This is a genomic window from Streptomyces sp. NPDC028308 (genome assembly GCF_055565855.1).
On record NZ_JBVHTO010000008.1, the window covers coordinates 137,427 to 157,207 of the forward strand.

Consider the following 19,781-nt stretch of genomic DNA (forward strand, 5'->3'; position numbering starts at 1 on the left):
AGAGATCCAGTGCTCCCGACCTCTGCGTGATCACCTGTGCGGCGTTACATGAAAGTAACGCTCGATACATCTAGCCACCATCACGTTCTATCTGTAACTTCCTGCAGTACCGCCGACGGCAGGGGTCCGTCGGCAGAACGATCGAGAGGTCCACCACGATGAACACTCGTCTCGCCCGGAGTGCGGCGACCGCCGCGACGGCGGCCCTGGCTTTCACGACGCTCTCCGCCTGCCAGGACGGCGGCGACTCCACGCCCGCGGCGAACGGGAAGGTCTCGATCGCCGGAGTCGAGATCACCAGGGAGCAGGCCCTGCACGACATGCTCCCCGAGAAGATCCGGGAGGCCGGGAAGGTACGGGTGGCGACCGATGTGCCCTACCCGCCCTTCGAGATGTTCGTGAAGGAGGGCGAGAGCGGGCTGACCGGGCTGGACCACGACCTGGGCCAGGCACTGGGCGGAAAGCTCGGGGTGACGTTCGCCTTCACACCACAGAAGTTCGACGGCATCGTCCCGGCCATCCAGGCCGGCAAGTTCGATGTCGCGATGTCAGCCATCACCGACAACAAGGAACGGCAGCAGGTCGTCGACTTCGTCGACTACTCCCAGTCCGGTTCGGGCATCCTCGTCGCCGACGGCAACCCCGACAAGATCACCGATCTGGACGGACTGTGCGGACGAAAGGTCGCCGTGCAGGCCGCGACCAACCAGCTCAAGCTGCTCAAGACCCGACAGGCCGACTGCTCCGCCGCCGGCAAGGGCAGGATCGACATCCAGACCTTCCCCAAGGACTCCGACGCGCAACTCGCCCTGCGTTCCGGCAAGGTGGCCGCGCAGGTCCTCACCAAGCCCGCCGCGGGCTGGGTGGCCAAGACCGCGGACAGCGGCAAAGCCTTCGACCTGGTCGAGGACCCCAAGGCACCCGGCGGCTACAACGCCTCGCCCAACGGCATCGCCGTCAGCAAGCAACTGCCCGAACTGACCGAGGCGATCCAGAAGGCCCTGCAGTCGCTGATCGACGACGGCACCGTCGCCAAGATCTACACCAAGTACGGCGTGGCCTCGATCGCCGTGAAGGAAGCCACCCGGAACGCGGCGGTGGACTAGGGATGATCGACACCAAGGACACCCTCAAGGCCCCACCCGCCGGCGACCTCGGCGCCCAGGATCTCGAAGTGGTCCCGGTCCGCAACTACGGGCGCTGGATCGCCGCCGTGACCAGCCTGCTGGCGCTCGTCGGGCTCAGCGGCTCGCTCGCGAAGAACGACAACCTGCACTGGGACGTCGTCGGGCACTACCTGTTCGCCGACCTCATCTTCGACGGACTGGGCACCACACTCTGGCTCACCGCCGCAGCCATGGCCCTCGGCCTCGGCGTGGGCACCTTGATCGCCGTAATGCGCCTGTCGTCCAGCCCGGTGCTGTACGGCATCGCCACGGCGTTCGTCTGGGTCTTCCGCGGCACGCCGCTGCTCGTACAGATCATCTTCTGGGGGTACGCGGCAGCCCTTTACAAGTACATCAAGATCGGCGTCCCGTTCACGGACATCACCTTCTTCCAGACCGAGACCAACGCCGTACTCACCCCCGCCATCGCCGCGCTGCTCGCCCTCGGACTGAACGAGGCCGCCTACGCCTCCGAGATCGTCCGTGCCGGCATCCAGTCCGTCGACTTCGGCCAGACCGAGGCGGCCCACTCACTGGGCATGCGACCGGCGCTCACCATGCGCCGGATCGTCCTGCCGCAGGCGATGAGGGTCATCATTCCGCCGATGGGCAACGAGACCATCAACATGCTGAAGATGACCGCCCTGGTCTCGGTCATCTCCGCGCACGACCTCATGTCCAACATCCAGGACGTGTACGCACAGAACTACCAGGTCATCCCCATGCTGGTCGTGGCGAGCCTCTGGTATCTGGCGCTGGTGAGCGTGCTGAGCATCCCTCAGGCGTGGCTGGAGCGCCGCTACGGACGTGGCACAGCACGCGGCGGACACACCTCTCCCCTGCGGCGGATGGTCGGCGGCGCCGTGGGACTGATCGGCAAGAAGGACAAGGAGGACGGCCGATGACCGCGGCCATGGTTCGGGCGGAGGGAGTGCGCAAGCGCTTCGGGCGGCTCGAAGTGCTCAAGGGCATAGATCTGACCGTCGAGCGCGGACAGGTGTGCTGTCTGCTGGGCCCGTCAGGGTCCGGCAAGTCCACGTTCCTGCGGTGCATCAACCACCTGGAGAAGGTCGACGGCGGCAAACTCACCGTCGACGGTGACCTCGTGGGCTACCGCCAGCAAGGCATGCGACTGCACGAACTGCGCGAACGGGAGGTGGCGCAGCGCCGCCGTGACATCGGAATGGTCTTCCAGCGCTTCAACCTGTTCCCCCATCTGACGGCGCTGCAGAACATCACCGAGGCCCCCGTCAAGGTCGGCGCCGTACCCAGAGGTGAGGCGCGCGAGCTGGCGCGGCAACTGCTCGCGCAGGTCGGCCTGGAGGACCGCGGACACCATTACCCTGCCGAGTTGTCCGGAGGCCAGCAGCAGCGGGTCGCCATCGCACGCGCTCTCGCCATGAGGCCCAAGCTGATGCTCTTCGACGAGCCGACGTCCGCCCTGGACCCGGAGCTGGTCGGCGACGTCCTGGACGTCATGCGCGGCCTGGCCGCCGACGGTATGACCATGGTGGTGGTCACCCATGAGATCGGGTTCGCCCGAGAGGTCGGTGACACAGCCGTCTTCATGGACCAGGGCGTGGTGGTCGAGGCCGGTGACCCCCGACGGGTTCTCGTCGAGCCGGAGCAGGAACGCACCCGCGCCTTCCTGTCCAAGGTCCTGTGAACGCGGCGACACGTCAGCAGGAACTCACCGCGGACCTGCTCGACCTGGCCTGCTCCCACAGCTCCCGCTATCTGGCGGATCTCCGGGAGCTCGTCTCCATCGATTCGGGGTCCTACGATCCCGAGGGCGTCAACCGGGTGGCCGACTGGGTGCAGGAGCGACTGCAGCGGATCGGTTTCTCCGTCGAACGCGTGCGCTGTGCCGCAGTCGGTGCGGCTCAGGCCGGCGACGCTCTCGTCGCCCGCAGGAAGGGCACGCTCCCGGCGGAAGAAGGCGGTCGCAGAATCCTCCTCGCCGGCCACATGGACACGGTCTTCGACCGGGGAACCGCCCTGGCCCGGCCGTTCACCTTGCGGGGTTCCATCGCCCACGGCCCCGGAGTGAGTGACGACAAAGGCGGTCTCCTGGCGGGACTGACGGCGCTCGAGATCCTCGGTGAGGCCGGATGGACGGCCTACGACGAACTGGTCCTCATCGCCACCCCCGACGAGGAGATCGGCTCCCCCGCCAGCCGCCCGCTCATCGAACGCACGGCCCGCGGCATGCACTACGGATTGGGCCTGGAATGCGCCCGCGAGAACGGCAACGTCGTCATCGGCCGCAAGGGCGTGGCCGACTTCCACATCACCGTCACGGGCCGGGCCGCCCACGCCGGGATCGAACCCGAACGAGGCGCCAACGCCGGCCTCGCGGCCGCCCACCTGATCGTCGAGCTCCAGGCGCTCAACGGCCGATGGGACGACGTCACCGTCAACGTGGGCACCATCAGAGCCGGTGAGCGCCCCAACATCGTCTGCGCCGAAGCCGAATTGCGGGTGGAGGTGCGGGCGACCACCACCGCCGACGTCCGCCGAGTCAAGCGGGCGATCCAGGAAGCCGCCGACCGGCCGGCGGTCGCCGGAACCAGCATCACCGTCGAGCAACTCGACCTGTGCCCGCCCATGGAGGCGACCAGCGCCTCCCGCCACATGCTCGACCTGGCGCGGCACGCCGCGCAGGCCGTGGGGGTGAGGCTGGAGGCGACCATCACCGGAGGAGTGGGAGACGCCAACCTCATCGCCGGAACGGGCGTGCCGACGCTGGACGGGCTCGGCCCCGTCGGCGGCGCGGACCACACCCCGCAGGAGTGGCTCGACATCACGAGCGTCCCGCAGCGCATCACGGTGCTGGCCGCCCTCGTGGCAGCGCTCGGCCACGTCGCCGCACCCTCCCTGTAGCTCGACGCCACCGCCCTGCGGCGCGACGACCGGCACCACCCTGGTGCCCGTCCACGGCCGCAACCCGAACCCGCCCACGAGGGGCGGCCGGCACCTGCCCATCCGACCAGACCGGAGAGCTCCCATGCCTGTACAACACCGCCTCACCCGTCGCGCCGCGCTGGCCGGCAGCCTGGCCCTTGCCCTCCTCGCCACGGCCCCCACAGCGCAAGCCGCCGCAGCCGGCGACACCACCCACGACGGATCCCTGGTCCTCGTCGGCGGCGGCTTGAAGGAGGACAACGCCGAGGTGTACGGCGAGATCATCGACCGCGCGGGCGGCGCAGGCGCACGCATCGGCGTCATCACCGCCGCCTCCGTGCCGGAGAGCCAGGACCCCGATGCCGCGGACCCCGAACGTTGCAGCAACTCCGCCTGCAACGGCGCGTACTACGCGGACCTGTTCGAGAAGCACGGCGCTGCCGAAGCCCAGTGGATTCCCATCGATCTCGACCATGTGGCCAACGCGGACTCCGACGCCGTCGTCGCCCAGGTCGACTCCATGACGGGCTTCTTCTTCGGCGGCGGCGACCAGTACCGCTACATCCAGACGCTGCTTCGCGGCCACGGACAGAAGGACTCGAAGGTCCTGGCCGCCATACGCGCGAAGCTGGCTCACGGCGCCGTCGTCGCCGGCTCCTCCGCCGGCGCGCAGATCGCCTCCGGCCCCGACATGGTCAGCGGAGGCGAATCGTACGAAGGCCTGCGCGACGGCAGCGACCCCGGCTACTTCGACGACCCCACGCACCTCGGCTACATCCCCCGGGGCGGCTTCGGGTTCCTGCGCTCGGCCCTCGTCGAGACCCACACCGGAGCCTATGGACGCGAGGGCCGCGCCTACCGCCTGGCGGCCGACACCGGACACGACCGCGTCTACGCGCTGGAGGAGAACACCGCTCTCGTCGTCGACCATGCCGGCAGCGGGCGCGAGCGGTTCACCGTTCTGGGCCCCAACGGTGCGGCCGTTCTCGATCTACGCCGCGCCCGCGCCGAGGCCTCGCCGTCCGGATGGTCCCTGCGGGGCGCCCGCTACAGCTACCTCACCGACGGCGACCGGTACGACGCACACACGTGGAAGGTCCAGCCCGCCCCGGACAAGTACCGCCTGACGCCCACCAGCAGCGATCCCCTCGTCGCGAACGCGGACGTCTTCCACTCGGCCGCCAATCCCGAGGGAGCCGCCTACTCCTTCCGCACCACCGCCCGTTCACTGGCCCAGTCCCGCGCGCATGACACCGCGACCGCCACCACCTACGAGTCCGGCCCGCGGTTCGGGGTCACCATGGCCAAATCCGCCAGCTTCGCCGCCTGGAGCAGCGACGGCACCAGCGCAGACACCCTCGTCGATCTGCGTATCACCATCGCCCCGCGCTGACGGCGCCCCGGCAACCAGGGCACTTCGAGCGAGCAGGGCGCCGCGTTCCCACAGCAACGCGGCGCCCTGTCGCCATGCCGCATGGCGGCAGGATGTGGTCGAGGCGCCGGCAGGCCGCCCGCGGTCACCTCACACGAGCCCGGCCCGGCGGGCGATGTCCTCGCCGTCCTTCATCCGCTGGTGCGCGTCCGTGCCGAGCCGGTCGAGGACTGCCGAGATCAGCGTCTCGATGAGCGCGAGCGTGGGGGTAAGGCTGTCGTACGGGGAACCGGAGGCGACCTGACTGATGAGCACGACATCGGCGTGCGCCGACGCGGGCGAGAGCCACGGGTCCGTGAAGACGACGACCTTTCCTCCCCGTTCGCGTGCGAGTTCGGCGATGACGGTCATGTCCTCCTCGTAACGCCGGTAGTCGAAGATGACCGTGACATCGCGGCGCGCCAGCTGGGTGAGGAAGGACGTCCTCTCGACATCCCTGTCCGGCAGAAAGGACACCTGGTCGCGCACCTGCATCAGATGCAGCCCGAGATACTGCGCCAGCAGGTGGGTGAAGCGCCCGCCGGCCAGATGAACCCGACGGCGAGGATCCCCCAGCAGCTGCGCCGCCGTATCGAACTCGTGCGCGGACACCTCATGGAAGGTCTGGGACAGCGCCTGCTGGAGCAGGGCCAGCCGCGGCTCCAGCCGCGCCTCGCCGGCAACGGCCTCGCCCGGCTCCTCGTCGGACACCGGGTCCGAGGACTCGTAGAGGGTGATGGGAGACGCGTTGCGGGCGTCCAGCTCTTCACGCAGCGCCGCCTGCAGGTCCGGAAAGCCCCGGTAGCCGAGGCGAGAGGCACAGCGGAGGACGGTGGGCGTCGACACCGCGGCGCGCTCGGCGATGGTCGCCACGGTCTCGAAGACGGCTGCGGGATACCCGGCGAGCAGCACCCGGGCGACTTTGCGCTCTGCCGGGCTCAGGTCACCCAGTCGGCTGCGGATCTCGTCGGCCAGCGTGCCAGTCATCGTGCGGGTCCTCCCCAGATGCGTCAGGTCAAAGCATCCCCGGTGCCCCCGAGCAGCGTGTCAGCTCACACGCGACAGTACAACAGGGCAGATGCCGGTACTCAATGTACTGTCCGTTACGGGCCGCGGATCAGTTCGGGAACGAGGTGTCCCGCGCGCTCGCAGGACCACGGCGGAACCCTGGATCCCCACACGCGACAGCCCCGCGCCGGACCATGGGAGCGAACACGGGTGCCTCGCCATGGGGCTGCTCAGGTGACAGTCGTGGCGGAGCCCCGGCTCCGCCCGCGTTCGCTCCTATCGTGAGGCAGCACAGGGACGATCAGCACAGAGGCGGGCAGCACATGAGCAAACCGCGCATCGACTACGCGGCGGTGTTCCACGCCCTCCCCGGCATGGTGGCGCTGCTGACTCCCGACCTGGTGTACGCCGACGCCAATGAGGACTTCCTCCGGCTGGCCGGGCGTACCCGCGAGCAGCTGGTCGGCCGGTACATCTTCGACGTCTTCCCCGAGAACCCCAATGACCCGGCCGCCGCCGGCATGCGCGAGACGCAGGCGTCGATGCTCCGGGTGGTGGCCACCGGTGAGCGCGACACCATGGCGCTGCTGCGCTACGACATCGAGGACCGCGAGCGCCCCGGCCGATGGGTGGAGCACTTCTGGAGCCCGGTCAACGCCCCCGTGCTCGGCCCGGACGGGAACGTGGTGCTGATCGTGCACCGCGTGGAGGAGGTCACCGAACTCATCCGCGCCCGCGGCGGCACGGGCACCGACAGCAGCCGCGCCCGCGTACTGGAGGCCGAGCTCTACACCCGCGCCCGTGAACTGCAGGAGGTCAACGAGCGCCTGCGCCGGGCCCACGCCCGCGATCGAGAGGTCGCCCTGGCCCTCCAGGCGGCCATGCTTCCCGCGCCCACCCCGATCGGACACCACCGCGCAGCCGTGCGCTACCGGCCCGCCGTGGGCACCTTGAACGTGTGCGGTGACTGGTACGACCTCGTGGACCTCCCCGGCGACCGCATCGCGGTCGCCGTCGGCGACGTGGTCGGGCACGGCCTGCGCGCAGCCTGCGTCATGGGGCAGCTGCGCAGTGCGCTCAGCGCCGCCGCCCGGGTCGCGGACGGTCCGGCTCGGGCGCTGGAGGCTCTGGGGTTGTACGCCCGTTACGTCGAGGGCGCGGAGTCGAGCACGGCGGTGAAGACCTACATCGACTGGGCCACCCACACCATCACGTACAGCAGCGCGGGGCATCCCCCGCCCGCCCTGCTCCACTCCGACGGCATGGTGACCTTCCTCGACCAGGCGACCGATCCCCCTCTGGGCGCGCGCCCGGAACACGTGCCACGTCCGCAGGCCAGTACTTCCTTCACAGAGGGCGCCACCTTGGTCCTCTACACCGACGGCCTGATCGAGCGGCGCCTCGAGGACATCGACGTCGGTCTCGCCCGCCTTGCCGACTCCCTCGTCCGCCACGGCCGATCGGACCCCGAAGTCCTGGCGGACGCCCTCCTGGACGACCTTCTGCCACCCGAGGGCAACAACGACGACACGGCGCTGGTGATCATCCGGCTGTGAGCCCGGCCGCACGCAGGTACGTCGCGGGCCGCCCGGCAACCACCGGGCTGCCGCCTAACGCTCGGGGTGGCCGCGACGGGGAGGACGGTCGGACGTTGGCACTGCACCACGGCCTCACGAACGTTCCGTGCAGGCCGGACTGTCGGCGTGTCAGCCCGCTTCCGCCGCGACCACGCACGAGGTCAGTTCGCGTGGAAGCTCGACGCGCATCCCGCAGAAGCAGTGCAGCACCGGACCGCGGGACGCAGGGGCTCCCAGGTCGATCGTCAGGATGTCGCGTACTTCTTTGAGCGCATCGCCCACTCGGGCTCCTCTGGCGACACGGATGCTCACCTCGTCGGGATCCCACAGTGCGATGGCCGGCAGATCGTCCACCATGAAAATGTGAATGCACACGACGTATCTCCCCAGGGATGCACAACATCACGATGCAATCCGCTCCGGGAGGTCAGCGGCTGACTGATGGTACCGATGACACTCGCGAATGTGGGGCGCTTCGTCATATTCGTCCGTCGCAGCAAAGGCGCCGCCCTCGTCCCCAGGTCGGCTCCTTTCGAGACAGCGGGGGCCGCCTGGAGTGCCGCGGGCCTCAGGTGATGCGGCTGACCTGGAGCATCATCTCGGCGTCCCTGAGCAGCGCGCGCTGACGTGCCTCAGGCAATTGCCGGTAGAGCATCAGCAGTCGGGCCTCGCGTTCGTCCGCACTGGGGCCGGGCACCGGACGTCCGGCCGCCTCGAAGAACTCCCTCGGCGTCGTCCGCACGCCCCACCCCCGGAACACGTCGACCATGGCCCGCAGTTTCTCCGGGGCGATACGGGAAGTGCCGCGCGTCCGGTTCATCCACGCGTTCAGGGTCGGATAGGAGATACCGGCCGCGGACGCCAGGTCCTTCTGGGTCCTCCCCGGGACCTGCGCCAGAAGACGTTCGAGCAGAGCCGCCAGGTCCTCGTCCCGATGTGGACGGTCATGGTCGGCTTCGGTGTCCCGTGAGGCGCGCTGCGGGTTCGTCACGCACAGAGGATCTGCCACAGGATCTACAAGCGCAAGTAGATCGCAGATCAGGGGCGACATCTTCGGGAGTACGCCGGAGTGCGGTAAGGGTAGCCGGACCGCCGCGCACGCCGTGCACCCGCGGTCACGCCCCGCCCAAGTGCTCGCGCCAGGAGCCCTTTTACCCCTGACGCTCCGTGGACGGCTTGACACTATCTGCATCTACACGAAGACTGTGGACCGATTCGACGGCGGACGCACAAACTAGCCGGATGAGTGGGCAGTTGAGCGCTGTCCCGTGAATCTACATCTACATGCGTATCGCAGATGGCGAGGGCGGGGTCCTCGCTTCTCCGCACGACATCGACGGGAGCACCGATCGTGTCCGTACCGCACAACGTCTCCACCCCTCCGGACAGTCCGGAACCCGAGCTGCTGGCCCGGGCCCGCACGGGCGACCGGGAGGCATTCGCCGCTCTGTACGACCAGCACTACCGGCAGGTGTACGGCTACCTGCTCGTCCGCACCCACAACAAACACCTGGCGGAGGACCTGACCCAGGAGGTGTTCACACGCGCCCTGCGTCGCATCGGCTCCTTCACCTGGCAGGGCACGGCATTCGCCGGCTGGCTGGCCACGATCGCGAAGAACCTGTACCTCGACGAACTCACCCTCGGCCGCACCCGGTTGGAGACGGCTGTCGCCGAGTTCCACGAGACGCACTGCACCGGCCCCGGCACGGAGTCCCTCGCACTGCGCGAACTGGAGGCGGTCGAGGCCCACGAAACGCTCCACTCCGTCCTGCACACGCTCAGCGCCCATCAACGGCACTGCCTGGAGCTGCGTTTCCTCAGCGAGATGAGCGCCCAGGAGACCGCGCTCGCGATGGGCCGCAGCGTCGGTGCCGTCAAGACGCTGACATACCGTGCGCTGCGCAATCTGCGCGAAGTCACGCAGGCGGTGTCCGCATGAACGGCAACCTTCCCCACGCCGCGGGAGTGATCCGCGCGGTACTGGAATCCGTCCGCTCCGAACAGGCGACCGTCGCCGCGCACGCCTTGGACCGGGCCCGGCTCCTGGTCGATCCCGAGCGTTCCTTCGGCACGGTGCTCCACCGCACGCCGGAGGGGCACTGGACTCGCGTTCCGCAGCCGGTCACCGACCTGGAACGCCAGGCACTCGCCTGGGACGCCTCCTGTGAGCGCGCCCGCGCGGTGGCGCGCACCATCGAGCGCCACCTCGCGGACCACGCGGGCCCGTACGGGATCCGGGTGGACGGCGACCGCGTGCGGGTCGTGCTGCGTGTCAGCGACAACGCCCAATGGGCGCACTGGCGGGCGTACTTCAGCTTCACGACCGTCCAACGGACCCGTGCGCACGCGGTGACCGCGGAAGGGGAACGCGAAGGCGTCCCGGTGACAGTGGTGGCCCACAGCCCCGCCCCGGCTCCCCCACCCACGAAGCCCTCATCGCCGGCCCGCCCGTTCCGGCTCGGCTCGACCACGTACGACCTGGCCCTCCCGCTGCGCGACATCCACGGGGACGTCTGGTACTTCCACGGTTGCCGCAACCGCGACGGCATGCCGTTGCTGTCCATCGACGGGCGCCCGGAGCGATGCTCCCTCGCCAACGTGGCCGAGCATCTGGGGCCTCTGTCGCCGGTACGCCCCTCCACGCCGGTGCGGATGCCGGCGGCGGTACACGGAGGCAGCGACTCCGACACACCGGCTTCGGTCCCCACCGACCCGCCGTCGGCGCCGGCCGAGAGCCCGGCCGGCCGGTCCCGGTGAACGTCCGACCGTGCGGCCCGACCGACACCGACGCGGGACCGACCGCCGAAGCAGACTCAGGCTCATGGGCAACCGAAGCGGGAGCGACCGCCGGAACCGGCGAAGGCTCACGGGCCTGGGAGTCGAATGCCTCCTGCCGACACCAGGACGCGGACCTGTTCTTCTCCCGCGCCACCAAACGGGTCGCCATGGCCATCTGCGCGGCATGTCCCGTCCTCAAGGCCTGCCGGGACGCGGTCCTGCGGCGAGAGAAGGGACTTCCGCGGTGCCGTCGCAGCGGTGTCGTCGCGGGCCTGACCGGACCGCAGCGCTATGCCTTGGAGGACCGCCCGGGCCGACCGGACCGGTCGGATCGGCCGGATCGGCCGGATGGGCCGGATGGGCCGGATGGGCCGGACCGCCCGGATCGAACGGATCGAACGCATCGACCGGATCGGCCTCAGACCCGGCTGCCCAAGCCGTCAACGCCTGCTTCCGCCGACCCCTCGGCGGCTCGCGACCAGGTACGCCCGACGGCCAGGAGGCCCCTGCCCTGCGGGACCCGTGCGGCCTACCAGCGGCACCTGCGACGACGCGAACCCGTCGACGACGCCTGCCGCGCCGCCAACGCCCGTAGCGCCGGCCGGTACCGACGGACGGGGTCCACCGCCCCGAACCCCGACGAAACTCCTCTGCGCGACCACGGCGGGGCCGGCCCGCCCGGCGCCGACGTCATGGAGCCATCCCCCGCTCACCCTCACAGGAGTAGCTGATGCCACCATTTCCGAGGTTCTCCCTCGCCGCGGATCCCGCCCCCGAGAACGTGCGGTCCAGCAGACCCCGAACCACTCGTCCCCTCGGCCGGACGGCCGCCGCCCTCCTGTTCGCCCTGTCCCCGCGCGGTCGCGGGACCCGCCGCAGACCCGCCGACGCCGACCGCCCCCGCACCGACCCCAGGCACCGCCTCGCACGGGACCTGGACAACTGCCGCCAGGAGCGGGACCGCTGGCGACGGCACGCCGACTCCTACGAACAGGAACTCACCCTGGTCTCGCAGGAGCGCACCCATCTGCTGGCCTGGCTCGCGGCACTGCACCCCTCGACCGCCGTCATCACTCCGGCCACCCGGTCCCAGGCCCAGGGCACATACCTGTTGTGGCTCGTGGCCGGGGGACGCCAACTGTCCTGGCAGCTCTCGCTCACCGACTTGTCACTGTTCACGCACGTCCCCTACTCGGAGCCGACCGCGGACACCTCACCGGATGACGCCCACTCCCCCTGGGACCAGGCCACCCACATCCGCAGGCACACCCACCTGCTGACCTTCGAGGCCTCGCTGCTCAGCATCCCCGGTCCCGCCGAAGGCCGGCCACACGAAGAACCCGGCCCCAACTGAGCGCACCCTCCCAGACTCCGGTCGGCAGGCTCGGGAGGCACGTCGACCGGGCCCCGCGTCCCCCTGCCAGCACCCAGCAGGGGGACGCGCCTGGCCGGGCTTACTCACCGCACAGGCGGTCGCGGGGTACAGCTTCCTGTCATATACGTGGGCAACATGCGTTCATGGACTGGTCGCGTCATCCGGCCGGTTGCGCCACCTGTAGCGCCAGTGCTCGGACACCCTGTGGTCGTCTCTCAAATCTGGGCGGAGCGGGCCGACCCGTTCGTATGCCTCCTCGGTGCGTGGGTCGTCGCGGAGGGCGAGGGCGTAGGCGGCTTCCAGGCGGAGGGCCTGGTCCTCCTCGTCCAGCAGAGCGGCCAGTGCTTCCGTCACCGGGGCCGCCCGGTCGTGGGACGTGGAGAGGGACGCGGCTGCGGCAGCCCGGACGTCCGGGTGGGGATCCCGGAGCAGGGTGAGCAACCTGTCGCGGATCACGGGGACCAGATCACGGGGTGACCCGAAGGACTGCGCGACCGCGGTCCTCACTCCTGGGTCGCGATCCCCCGCGAGGGCGAGCAAGGTGGTCAACACCTGCTCATTTCCGAGGACCTGACGGAGGTTCAGGCAATACGGCACCTCGCTACGCACCCGCGGTTCCTCGTGGCCGGCGTACCGGAGGCCGACGGCTTCCTTCCCAGGGTGGTCCTTGCCCGTGTAGACGTCGAGGACCCTCGCGAGTACGTGGCCGTCGGGCTCGTCGAGAGCCCAAGCCGCCAGGAGATCGGCGTCCTGCTCGGTGTCCTGCCGCTGGTGAATGTTGGCCAGGTAGTCCCGGTTCCACAGGACACTCGCGAGAAACCGGCGGTGGACCGGGTCGGGGTGGTGACGCAGGTCGGCCAACGCGGACCAGGCCTCCGGGCTGCGGCGGTATGCCAGGACGTAGCCGGCGGTGGACCAGTTGACATGCGTCTCGTCCGGATGAGGGACGGCCCGCGCCACCACCTCCGCCACCGACGGCTGGACGCCGAACGCCCGCTCCAGCGAGGTGAGGACGGCAGCGTGGCCGGCCCTGACGGTGAGGCCGCCGAGCGAAACCTCCTCCACGTAGGTGTGCCCGTCGTCCGTGATCACGCGCTGGACGGCCTGCCCCGTAGCGCCCGTGCGGCGGCGCAGCTCCTCCGTCGCCCCCGTCTCGAACCAGTGCCGTGCGAGGTCGAGGAGGCGCTGACGGGTGCTCTCGGCGATGCGCAGTCGGGGGTCCTTGCCGAGAACGGCCTCGACCATCACCGGGGAGCCGTGGTCGACTGCCCGTAGGAGCGGTGTGGTGCCGTCCGGCAGCTCGCGGTCGGAATCGGCTCCGGCCTCCACCAGTGCTTCGGCGATCTCGTGGTCGAACCCGGCCACGGCGGCGCAGAGCAGCGGGAGGCCGTCAGGGCCCAAGATGTCCGGATCGGCCCCGTCCGCGAGACAGGCCTGCACCGCGCTGAGGTCCTTCGCGGTCACCGCCATCACCAGCCGGGCGTCCACGTCACGACGCGCTGCTGTCACATGCCCCCCATCGAGTCCTGAAGGACCACGGTACGCGCATGACCCGATCGGTGAATTTCATTTTCCGGATGCGTCAGGCGGACGTCGGCCGCCCCCCAGCGCTCGACGGCACAGGCGTTGACGGTGTCCGGCACGAGGCAAGTCGTTCAGGCGGTTCGTTTCTCCTCGCCCGCGTGAACGGGAAGCGGCCGGGCCGCCCTCTCCTGCTCGGTGCGGGCGGTCTCCAGCAGCAGACGCCATGAGGTGACCGTCGGGCGCCGCCTCAGCAGGCTCCGGCGTTCACGCTCGGTCATGCCGCCCCAAACGCCGTGCTCGATACGGTTGTCGAGGGCGTGAGCAAGGCATTCCGTACGGACCAGACATCCGCTGCAGAGGACTTTCGCACGGTTCTGGGCCGCGCCTTCGACGAAAAGTTCATCGGGGTCGGCGGTGCGGCACTTCGCCCGTGTTTCCCACTCGCGCTCGACCCTGCTCATTCGGCGCCGCCTCCCTGTACAAGTCCTGTCCCTCCGCCTCGTGGAGGGCTCTGCGCAGACCATATGCCCAGCTCTGGCAGAACATGACTTCCTCAGGAGTTGCAACTCTTACGGGGGACGGCCCCGTTGACAACGCGGTCGGGCACACTTCGCAGGTGGGACGTTCCTTTCACGGTGCCCGCAGGGCAATTGAACCCACCGCACCGAGCTCTGACAGGCCTCGAACTGTCCTCGCTCCAGCGGGTCTCTGGGCGCGGTCAAGCGTTTCTCCACCATGGCGCGACGCCGAGGCTGGTCGTTTCGGACACCGTGTCAGGCACCGCCGATCCCCCGTCACGTCCCGTCCGGTCAGAACAGGCCAAAACCCGGGCGATGCCCCGCCCTCCGCACCGCGCCGGAGACGCCCCCGGCGGGTGAATACGCGCCATCCACCGCGCCCTGCGACACCCGGCGGCCAGGGGCCTCCGATTTCACCGGCGCCGCGGGTTCATTGTTCGGGCCGATAGGGGTACTGGCCGTGTCACGCGCATCCAGCGGCCACCCACGGCCCGGCGCGATACGAAGAGGGCAGGCTCATGACCACGCACGCACATCCGACGGCTTCCCCCCGCACGCAGGTACAGAAGGCCGCGCAGTTCGTCGGCGCCGTCTTCCTCCTCGTCGGCGTCCTGGGCTTCATCCCCGGCATCACCACGAACTACGACAGCATGGAGTTCGCCGCCCACCACTCCGGCGCCGAACTACTGGGCATCTTCCAGGTATCGGTCCTGCACAACCTGGTCCACCTGCTCTTCGGGATCGCCGGCCTGGCCCTCGCACGTTCCGTCGGCACCGCCCGCAACTACCTCGTCGTCGGCGGCGCCGTCTACCTCGTGCTGTGGCTGTACGGCCTGCTCATCGACCACAGCAGTGACGCCAACTTCGTCCCGGTCAACACCGCCGACAACTGGCTGCACTTCTTCCTGGGCATCGGCATGATCGCCCTCGGGTTCTTCCTGACCCGCGGCGCCGGCGCCACCCGCACCCGTCGGTGACCAGCCGGACGTCAAGCCCGGTGAGCAGCGGGCATCCGACGTCCGTACCCGTGAACGGCGGTGTGCCGGGCGGCTTCAACAGCCGCCCGGCACACCGCCGTTCACTGACGTCGCGGACCTCCGCACGCGTCGCCGTCACACTGGACCCTCGGCTCACGCCTCGTCGCGCATGCCCCAGGGCGAGCCGTAGTCGGTGAGCAGGTCGAGGAACGGCCGCGGGGGCAGAGCTTCGGGGCCGAGAATGCCCGCGCCGGACCAGGCGCCGGTGGCGATCAGTTCGAGGGCGACGACCGGGTTGACGGCCGTCTGCCAGACGACGGCTTGAGAGCCGTACTCACGCATGGACCACTGGTTGTCGACGACGTGGTAGAGGTACACCTCGCGCCGTTCGCCGTCCTTCGTGCCGGTGACCCAGGTCCCGGCGCAGGTCTTGCCCGTCATCCGGTCCCCGAGGGTGGCGGGATCGGGCAGGCACGCGGCGACCACGTCACGCGGCGAGACGCGCACCGGCCCGTCCTCGCCGGGCACGGTGACCTTGTCGGTCGAGTCCAGGCCCAGCTCGTGCAGGGTCTTGAGCCGGGCGATGAAGTCGTCCCCGAGGCCGTACTTGAAGGTGACGCGGCGCGCGTCCACCCAGCGCGGGATGAGCAGCACCTCCTCGTGCTCCACGTTCACGCACTCGACGGGCCCGATCCCCTCGGGGAACTCGAAGACCTCCGGCTCGCTGAAGGGCGCGGTGGTGAACCAGCCGCGCTCCTTCTCGTAGATCACCGGCGGGTTCAGACACTCCTCGATGGTCGTCCAGATGCTGAAGGACGGTGCGAACTCGTACCCCTCGACGGCCAGGTTCGCACCGTCACGGACGCCGATCTCCTCGATCTCGTCGAACAGTTCGTCCGCCGCGTACCGGGCGAAGACGTCGGACAGGCCGGGCTCGACCCCCATGCCCACCAGAGCGATACGCCCCGACGCCTCCCAGGGGTCGGCCAGGTCGAACTGCGCGTCGCCGAGTTTCACGCCGCACTCCTCGTACGGCCGCGAGGCGTGCGGAGCGGACAGCGACATCGCCATGTCCATGTAGTGCGCGCCTTCGGCCAGAGCCGCCCGGAACAGGGGCATCACGAAGCGCGGGTCGGTGGCGTTCAGAAGGACGTCGCACCGGTGCTCGCGCAGCGCGTGCCGCACAGCCGTCTCGTCGGAGGCGTCCAGGCGCAGGGCGCTGAACCGGTTCTCCCCCTCCGGCAGCGCGTCGACCGCCGCCTGCGCGCGGGAGGGGTCGTAGTCGGCCACGACCATGTGGGTCAGGAACTCCCTGCGCGCCACGATCCGGGTGACGGCTCCGCCGACACCGCCCGCGCCGACCAGAAGCACTCTCATGACAGAGACCTTTCGTGCGGGAGGCTGCTGCCTCCGGGGTGCCCCGATGCAACAGCACCCCGAGTTGTAAGGTCAACCGTGTTGGCGTAAGGGCCACGCCGGTGACGGCCGGGTGACGGAGAGGGCGGAACATGCCGAAGAAGGTGGTGCCCGAGGAGGCGCGGCGCAGGCGCAGGCCCACGCGGCAGGGCGCGGTGCTCTCCGAGGCCCTGATCGTGCAGACCGCGCTGCGTCTGCTGCGCGAGCACGGGCACGGCGGACTGACCGCCCGGCGGCTGGGCACCGCGCTGGGTGCGGACCCGAGCACCCTGTACCGCTACTTCGCCGGGATGGACGATCTTGCGAGAGCCATTGGCAACGAACTGATGGGCCGGGCCCTGGACGGATGGTCGGCGGTCGGTGACTGGCGGGCCGACCTGCGCTCCCTCGGCCGGGCCCTGCACTCCTCCTACCTCGCCCACCCGCAGGCGGCGGTCCTCACCGCCAGCCGGGTGAGCGGGCGCCCGCGCGAGATCGCGGTGGACGAGGCGATCCTCGGTCTGCTGCGGGGCGCGGGCCTGCCGGATGCCTCCGCGGTCCGCTTCTACCACGCGTTCATCGACCTGGCGCTGGCCTTCGCCGCGCTGGACGCGGGATCGCTCGCGCTTCCCGCGGAGGCCCGCAGCACCGATGAGCACATGTGGGGGTCGATCTACGCCCGCCTGCCGGCCGCCTCACATCCGAACATCGCCGCGACCGCGGACCTCCTCGCGGCCCGTATGCCGCACAGCGCCTACCCGGTGGTCCTGGAGACCCTGCTGGACGGCATCGCCGCGGAACTGGAGACCGTACCGCCAGGCGAGTGATCGGGCGCGCCCGGCGTGCCTCTCGGCGCGCGTGGCGGTCACCGCTGATACCGCCTCGCCCCTGCCGGTACGTCGTCGAAGCGAGCGCAGACACTCAGGTCAACGCCGTGCCAGGGGGACCCAGTTGATGCCGGACGCCTCCGCGGCACCGTCCGAGCGCGACAACGACTTGCGCAGCAGGGAAGCCCGGCTCATGGGTTGCGCACTGCTCAGAGAGCCGTGCCCGTCTCCTCGGCCAGCGTCCGCAGGAGGCGGTCCTGGAACGCCTCGTCGTGGACAGCGTGGTGAGGCTGCGTCAGCTCTTGGTGATACCAGTACCCGCCGGTCGTCAGGGCCTGCGGGTCGTCGCTGACGGCAAGCCATTCCTGCGTCCGGTGACCGAGCTCCAGGTCGTCCGGAGCTCCCGGGCCACCCATCTTCGTCGGCACCCAGCCCGGGTCCACCGCGTTGCTCAGCACGCCCGGCCGCAGGCGGGCCATCGCTGCGGCCAGCGTCGTGACGTACAGCTTGCTGTCGGCGTACGAGCCCGCGCTCGCCCCCAGCCAGTCCACTCCGTCGAGCACAGGCCGCCCGCTGAAGTGCGAGCCGCTGCTCAGGTACACCAGCCGGCGCGGTCCCTCCAGCAGAGCCGTGAGGAGGTAGGGGGCGATGACGTTGACGGGCATGACCGGACGTCCGCTCCACACCCCGGCGTTGTGGATGACCGCGTCCAGCGGATCGGCGCCGTTCAGCTCCGCGGCGATGCGCCGTACCGCATCGCGATCGGTGAAGTCGCCGACAACGATCCGGGCGCGGCCGATCAGTCCCCCGAGGTCCGCGGCGCGCTCCTCGTTCCGGGCGTGGACGACCACGTCGTGCCCCTGCGCCAGAAGTGTCGTGGCCGCCGCAAGGCCGAGACCGTCGGCGGAACCGGTCACCAGGATCCGGCTCATCACGTTTCCTCTCTTCTGCATGGGCTGCGACGAGCGGCCCAGCGGTGGTGTCGCGGTCAGGACCGTGCGAGCGGCTCGCCCGCTGGAAGAGCGGAGAGTGCCGTACCTCGGCCCACGACCGTCGGCCGGAAATCGGCCATCCGCCTACCGCACCCGCCCGTCGACCGCCGAGTCAGCATTCTCCACCTTCGGACCTCCTTCTTCATCACTTGACAAAGCGGAACGTCGTTCCGGATAGTAAGTGGAGCGATGTTCCGTTTCATGTCGACCGAGTCGGGTCGATCGAGGCGGACGCGCTTGCCCATCCGCCTGTCGTGATCCAGCTGGGCCGACAGCGCTGCACCCCGGTGAAGGGAACCCCGCCATGAACGCGACCACGCACACCTCCGCCTTCGACTCGCCCGCCCCCGTGCTGTCATACAGCCCGGTGATCCTGTCCGTACCCGGCCGACCCGTGGACCTCCAGGTCCGCGTCTCCGCACCCACGACCGGCACCGGCTTGCCCGTCATCCTTCTCTCCCACGGCCACGGCGGTTCCAACAACCTGTCGTCGCTGAACGGGTACGCCCCTCTCGCCAACCTCTGGGCGGCAGCCGGGTTCGTCGTCGTCCAGCCCACCCATCTCAGCTCCCGGACCCTGAGCCACCGCCTCACCGACACTCCTGGAGCCCCGTTCTTCTGGCGCTCACGCGCCGAGGACATGAGCCACATCGTCGACCGGCTCGACGAGATCGAGGCCGCCGTGCCGCAGTTGGCCGGGCGCGTCGACCACGAGAAGATCGCTGTCGCCGGGCACTCGCTCGGCGGGCACACCGCCGCCCTCTTGCTGGGTGCCCGGACCACCGACCCCGACACCAGGGACGAGGTGGACCAGCGCGAGCCCCGGATCAAGGCCGGAGTACTGCTCGCCGCGCCCGGAAGGGGCGGCGACATCCTCAAGGGACCGATGGCGGAGCACGTGCCGTTCTTCGACGGCACCGACTTCTCGACCATGACGACACCCGCCCTGGTCGTGGCCGGCGACGAGGACGACTCCCGGCACTTCACCGACATCGGCCCCGAGTGGCATGCCGACCCCTACCGCCTCGCCCCGGCGCCCAAGACCCTGCTCACGTTGTTCGGCGCCGAGCACCTGCTGGGCGGCGTCTCCGGGTACGACGCCGCCGAGACCACCGACGAGAACCCCGAGCGGGTCGCCACTCTGGCACATCTCACCTCGGCCTACCTGCGTACCCTGTTCGAGCCCGGTGACGATGCCTGGCAGGCCGCGTGCCAGGAGCTGACGACCGGGTCAGACCCGGCAGGACGAGTCGAATCCAAGTAGTGGGATGGGGTACTACAGGGTTCTCGGGCACAGGAGTTGACGTTCCGGGACGCCAAGGCCGG

The 19,781-nt window shown here is 69.8% G+C and carries 20 protein-coding genes; 13 read left to right on the forward strand and 7 right to left on the reverse strand.

Annotated features, from left to right (window positions below):
* The first annotated feature begins 158 nt into the window (after positions 1 to 158).
* The 5 genes from ACZ4VA_RS19540 (at position 159) to ACZ4VA_RS19560 (ending at position 5,463) form a co-directional block, all read left to right on the forward strand.
* Positions 159 to 1,106 carry an ABC transporter substrate-binding protein gene (locus ACZ4VA_RS19540; RefSeq protein WP_355786212.1) on the forward strand — a complete coding sequence of 316 codons (948 nt, stop codon included), beginning with the start codon at positions 159 to 161 and terminating at the stop codon, positions 1,104 to 1,106.
* 2 nt (positions 1,107 to 1,108) lie between these two features.
* The gene (locus ACZ4VA_RS19545) at positions 1,109 to 2,071 is read left to right on the forward strand and encodes an amino acid ABC transporter permease (protein ID WP_355786215.1); all 963 of its coding nucleotides are present in this window, start codon (positions 1,109 to 1,111) and stop codon (positions 2,069 to 2,071) included.
* An 8-nt stretch (positions 2,072 to 2,079) separates the two neighbouring features.
* Entirely contained in the window at positions 2,080 to 2,832 is a 753-nt protein-coding gene (locus ACZ4VA_RS19550) for an amino acid ABC transporter ATP-binding protein (protein WP_356241373.1), read from the forward strand.
* Entirely contained in the window at positions 2,829 to 4,049 is a 1,221-nt protein-coding gene (locus ACZ4VA_RS19555; protein WP_468082241.1) for a M20 family metallopeptidase, read from the forward strand. The genes ACZ4VA_RS19550 and ACZ4VA_RS19555 overlap by 4 nt, the downstream gene beginning before the upstream one ends.
* A gap of 124 nt (positions 4,050 to 4,173) precedes the next feature.
* Positions 4,174 to 5,463: a cyanophycinase gene (locus tag ACZ4VA_RS19560; RefSeq protein WP_468082242.1), complete on the forward strand. Its 1,290-nt coding sequence runs from the start codon at positions 4,174 to 4,176 to the stop codon at positions 5,461 to 5,463.
* 129 nt (positions 5,464 to 5,592) lie between these two features.
* Here ACZ4VA_RS19560 and ACZ4VA_RS19565 read toward each other — a convergent pair whose 3' ends face one another.
* Positions 5,593 to 6,468 carry a MurR/RpiR family transcriptional regulator gene (locus ACZ4VA_RS19565; RefSeq protein ID WP_468082243.1) on the reverse strand — a complete coding sequence of 292 codons (876 nt, stop codon included), beginning with the start codon at positions 6,466 to 6,468 and terminating at the stop codon, positions 5,593 to 5,595.
* A gap of 344 nt (positions 6,469 to 6,812) precedes the next feature.
* Here ACZ4VA_RS19565 and ACZ4VA_RS19570 point away from each other — a divergent pair, with 344 nt between their 5' ends.
* Complete coding sequence (locus ACZ4VA_RS19570; protein WP_356175391.1) at positions 6,813 to 8,045, forward strand: PP2C family protein-serine/threonine phosphatase; 1,233 nt, start codon at positions 6,813 to 6,815, stop codon at positions 8,043 to 8,045.
* 150 nt (positions 8,046 to 8,195) lie between these two features.
* On the opposite strand, the gene ACZ4VA_RS19575 is transcribed toward ACZ4VA_RS19570, so the two are convergent.
* Both ACZ4VA_RS19575 and ACZ4VA_RS19580 read right to left on the reverse strand, forming a co-directional pair.
* A complete protein-coding gene (locus ACZ4VA_RS19575; protein ID WP_356175389.1) occupies positions 8,196 to 8,441 on the reverse strand; it encodes a hypothetical protein in 246 nt (81 codons plus the stop codon).
* Positions 8,442 to 8,634: 193 nt separating this feature from the next.
* Positions 8,635 to 9,057, reverse strand: coding sequence for a helix-turn-helix domain-containing protein (locus ACZ4VA_RS19580; RefSeq protein ID WP_389391425.1), 423 nt, complete (start codon positions 9,055 to 9,057; stop codon positions 8,635 to 8,637).
* Between the two features lie 360 nt (positions 9,058 to 9,417).
* Here ACZ4VA_RS19580 and ACZ4VA_RS19585 point away from each other — a divergent pair, with 360 nt between their 5' ends.
* From ACZ4VA_RS19585 to ACZ4VA_RS19600, 4 genes are read left to right on the forward strand one after another with little or no spacing between them, the layout of a single operon-like run.
* Positions 9,418 to 10,008 carry a sigma-70 family RNA polymerase sigma factor gene (locus tag ACZ4VA_RS19585; protein WP_389391426.1) on the forward strand — a complete coding sequence of 197 codons (591 nt, stop codon included), beginning with the start codon at positions 9,418 to 9,420 and terminating at the stop codon, positions 10,006 to 10,008.
* Positions 10,005 to 10,826 carry a BN159_2729 family protein gene (locus ACZ4VA_RS19590; RefSeq protein WP_356175383.1) on the forward strand — a complete coding sequence of 274 codons (822 nt, stop codon included), beginning with the start codon at positions 10,005 to 10,007 and terminating at the stop codon, positions 10,824 to 10,826. The genes ACZ4VA_RS19585 and ACZ4VA_RS19590 overlap by 4 nt, the downstream gene beginning before the upstream one ends.
* Positions 10,823 to 11,578 (forward strand): WhiB family transcriptional regulator, encoded by a 756-nt coding sequence (locus ACZ4VA_RS19595; protein ID WP_468082244.1) that lies wholly within the window; start codon positions 10,823 to 10,825, stop codon positions 11,576 to 11,578. Before ACZ4VA_RS19590 ends, ACZ4VA_RS19595 begins: the two co-directional genes overlap by 4 nt.
* Positions 11,578 to 12,201 carry a hypothetical protein gene (locus tag ACZ4VA_RS19600; protein WP_356175377.1) on the forward strand — a complete coding sequence of 208 codons (624 nt, stop codon included), beginning with the start codon at positions 11,578 to 11,580 and terminating at the stop codon, positions 12,199 to 12,201. The genes ACZ4VA_RS19595 and ACZ4VA_RS19600 overlap by 1 nt, the downstream gene beginning before the upstream one ends.
* 162 nt (positions 12,202 to 12,363) lie before the next feature.
* On the opposite strand, the gene ACZ4VA_RS19605 is transcribed toward ACZ4VA_RS19600, so the two are convergent.
* Together ACZ4VA_RS19605 and ACZ4VA_RS19610 are read right to left on the reverse strand one after the other, a co-directional pair.
* Positions 12,364 to 13,731 (reverse strand): HEAT repeat domain-containing protein, encoded by a 1,368-nt coding sequence (locus ACZ4VA_RS19605; protein WP_468082245.1) that lies wholly within the window; start codon positions 13,729 to 13,731, stop codon positions 12,364 to 12,366.
* 146 nt (positions 13,732 to 13,877) lie between these two features.
* Positions 13,878 to 14,207 carry a WhiB family transcriptional regulator gene (locus ACZ4VA_RS19610; RefSeq protein WP_355793528.1) on the reverse strand — a complete coding sequence of 110 codons (330 nt, stop codon included), beginning with the start codon at positions 14,205 to 14,207 and terminating at the stop codon, positions 13,878 to 13,880.
* A 575-nt stretch (positions 14,208 to 14,782) separates the two neighbouring features.
* Between ACZ4VA_RS19610 and ACZ4VA_RS19615 the strand changes: the two genes are divergently transcribed.
* Positions 14,783 to 15,241: a DUF4383 domain-containing protein gene (locus tag ACZ4VA_RS19615; RefSeq protein ID WP_355793530.1), complete on the forward strand. Its 459-nt coding sequence runs from the start codon at positions 14,783 to 14,785 to the stop codon at positions 15,239 to 15,241.
* A 153-nt stretch (positions 15,242 to 15,394) separates the two neighbouring features.
* Here the strand turns inward: ACZ4VA_RS19615 and ACZ4VA_RS19620 are convergent, their stop codons facing one another.
* Positions 15,395 to 16,618, reverse strand: coding sequence for a saccharopine dehydrogenase family protein (locus tag ACZ4VA_RS19620; RefSeq protein WP_356170546.1), 1,224 nt, complete (start codon positions 16,616 to 16,618; stop codon positions 15,395 to 15,397).
* 131 nt (positions 16,619 to 16,749) lie between these two features.
* On the opposite strand from ACZ4VA_RS19620, the gene ACZ4VA_RS19625 reads away from it, so the two are divergent.
* Complete coding sequence (locus ACZ4VA_RS19625; protein ID WP_468082246.1) at positions 16,750 to 17,463, forward strand: TetR/AcrR family transcriptional regulator; 714 nt, start codon at positions 16,750 to 16,752, stop codon at positions 17,461 to 17,463.
* Positions 17,464 to 17,672: 209 nt separating this feature from the next.
* Here the strand turns inward: ACZ4VA_RS19625 and ACZ4VA_RS19630 are convergent, their stop codons facing one another.
* Positions 17,673 to 18,395, reverse strand: coding sequence for an SDR family NAD(P)-dependent oxidoreductase (locus ACZ4VA_RS19630; RefSeq protein ID WP_468082247.1), 723 nt, complete (start codon positions 18,393 to 18,395; stop codon positions 17,673 to 17,675).
* Positions 18,396 to 18,759: 364 nt separating this feature from the next.
* Here ACZ4VA_RS19630 and ACZ4VA_RS19635 point away from each other — a divergent pair, with 364 nt between their 5' ends.
* Positions 18,760 to 19,719, forward strand: a complete 960-nt coding sequence (locus ACZ4VA_RS19635) for an alpha/beta hydrolase family protein (RefSeq protein WP_468082248.1) — start codon at positions 18,760 to 18,762, stop codon at positions 19,717 to 19,719.
* Positions 19,720 to 19,781: the final 62 nt, after the last annotated feature.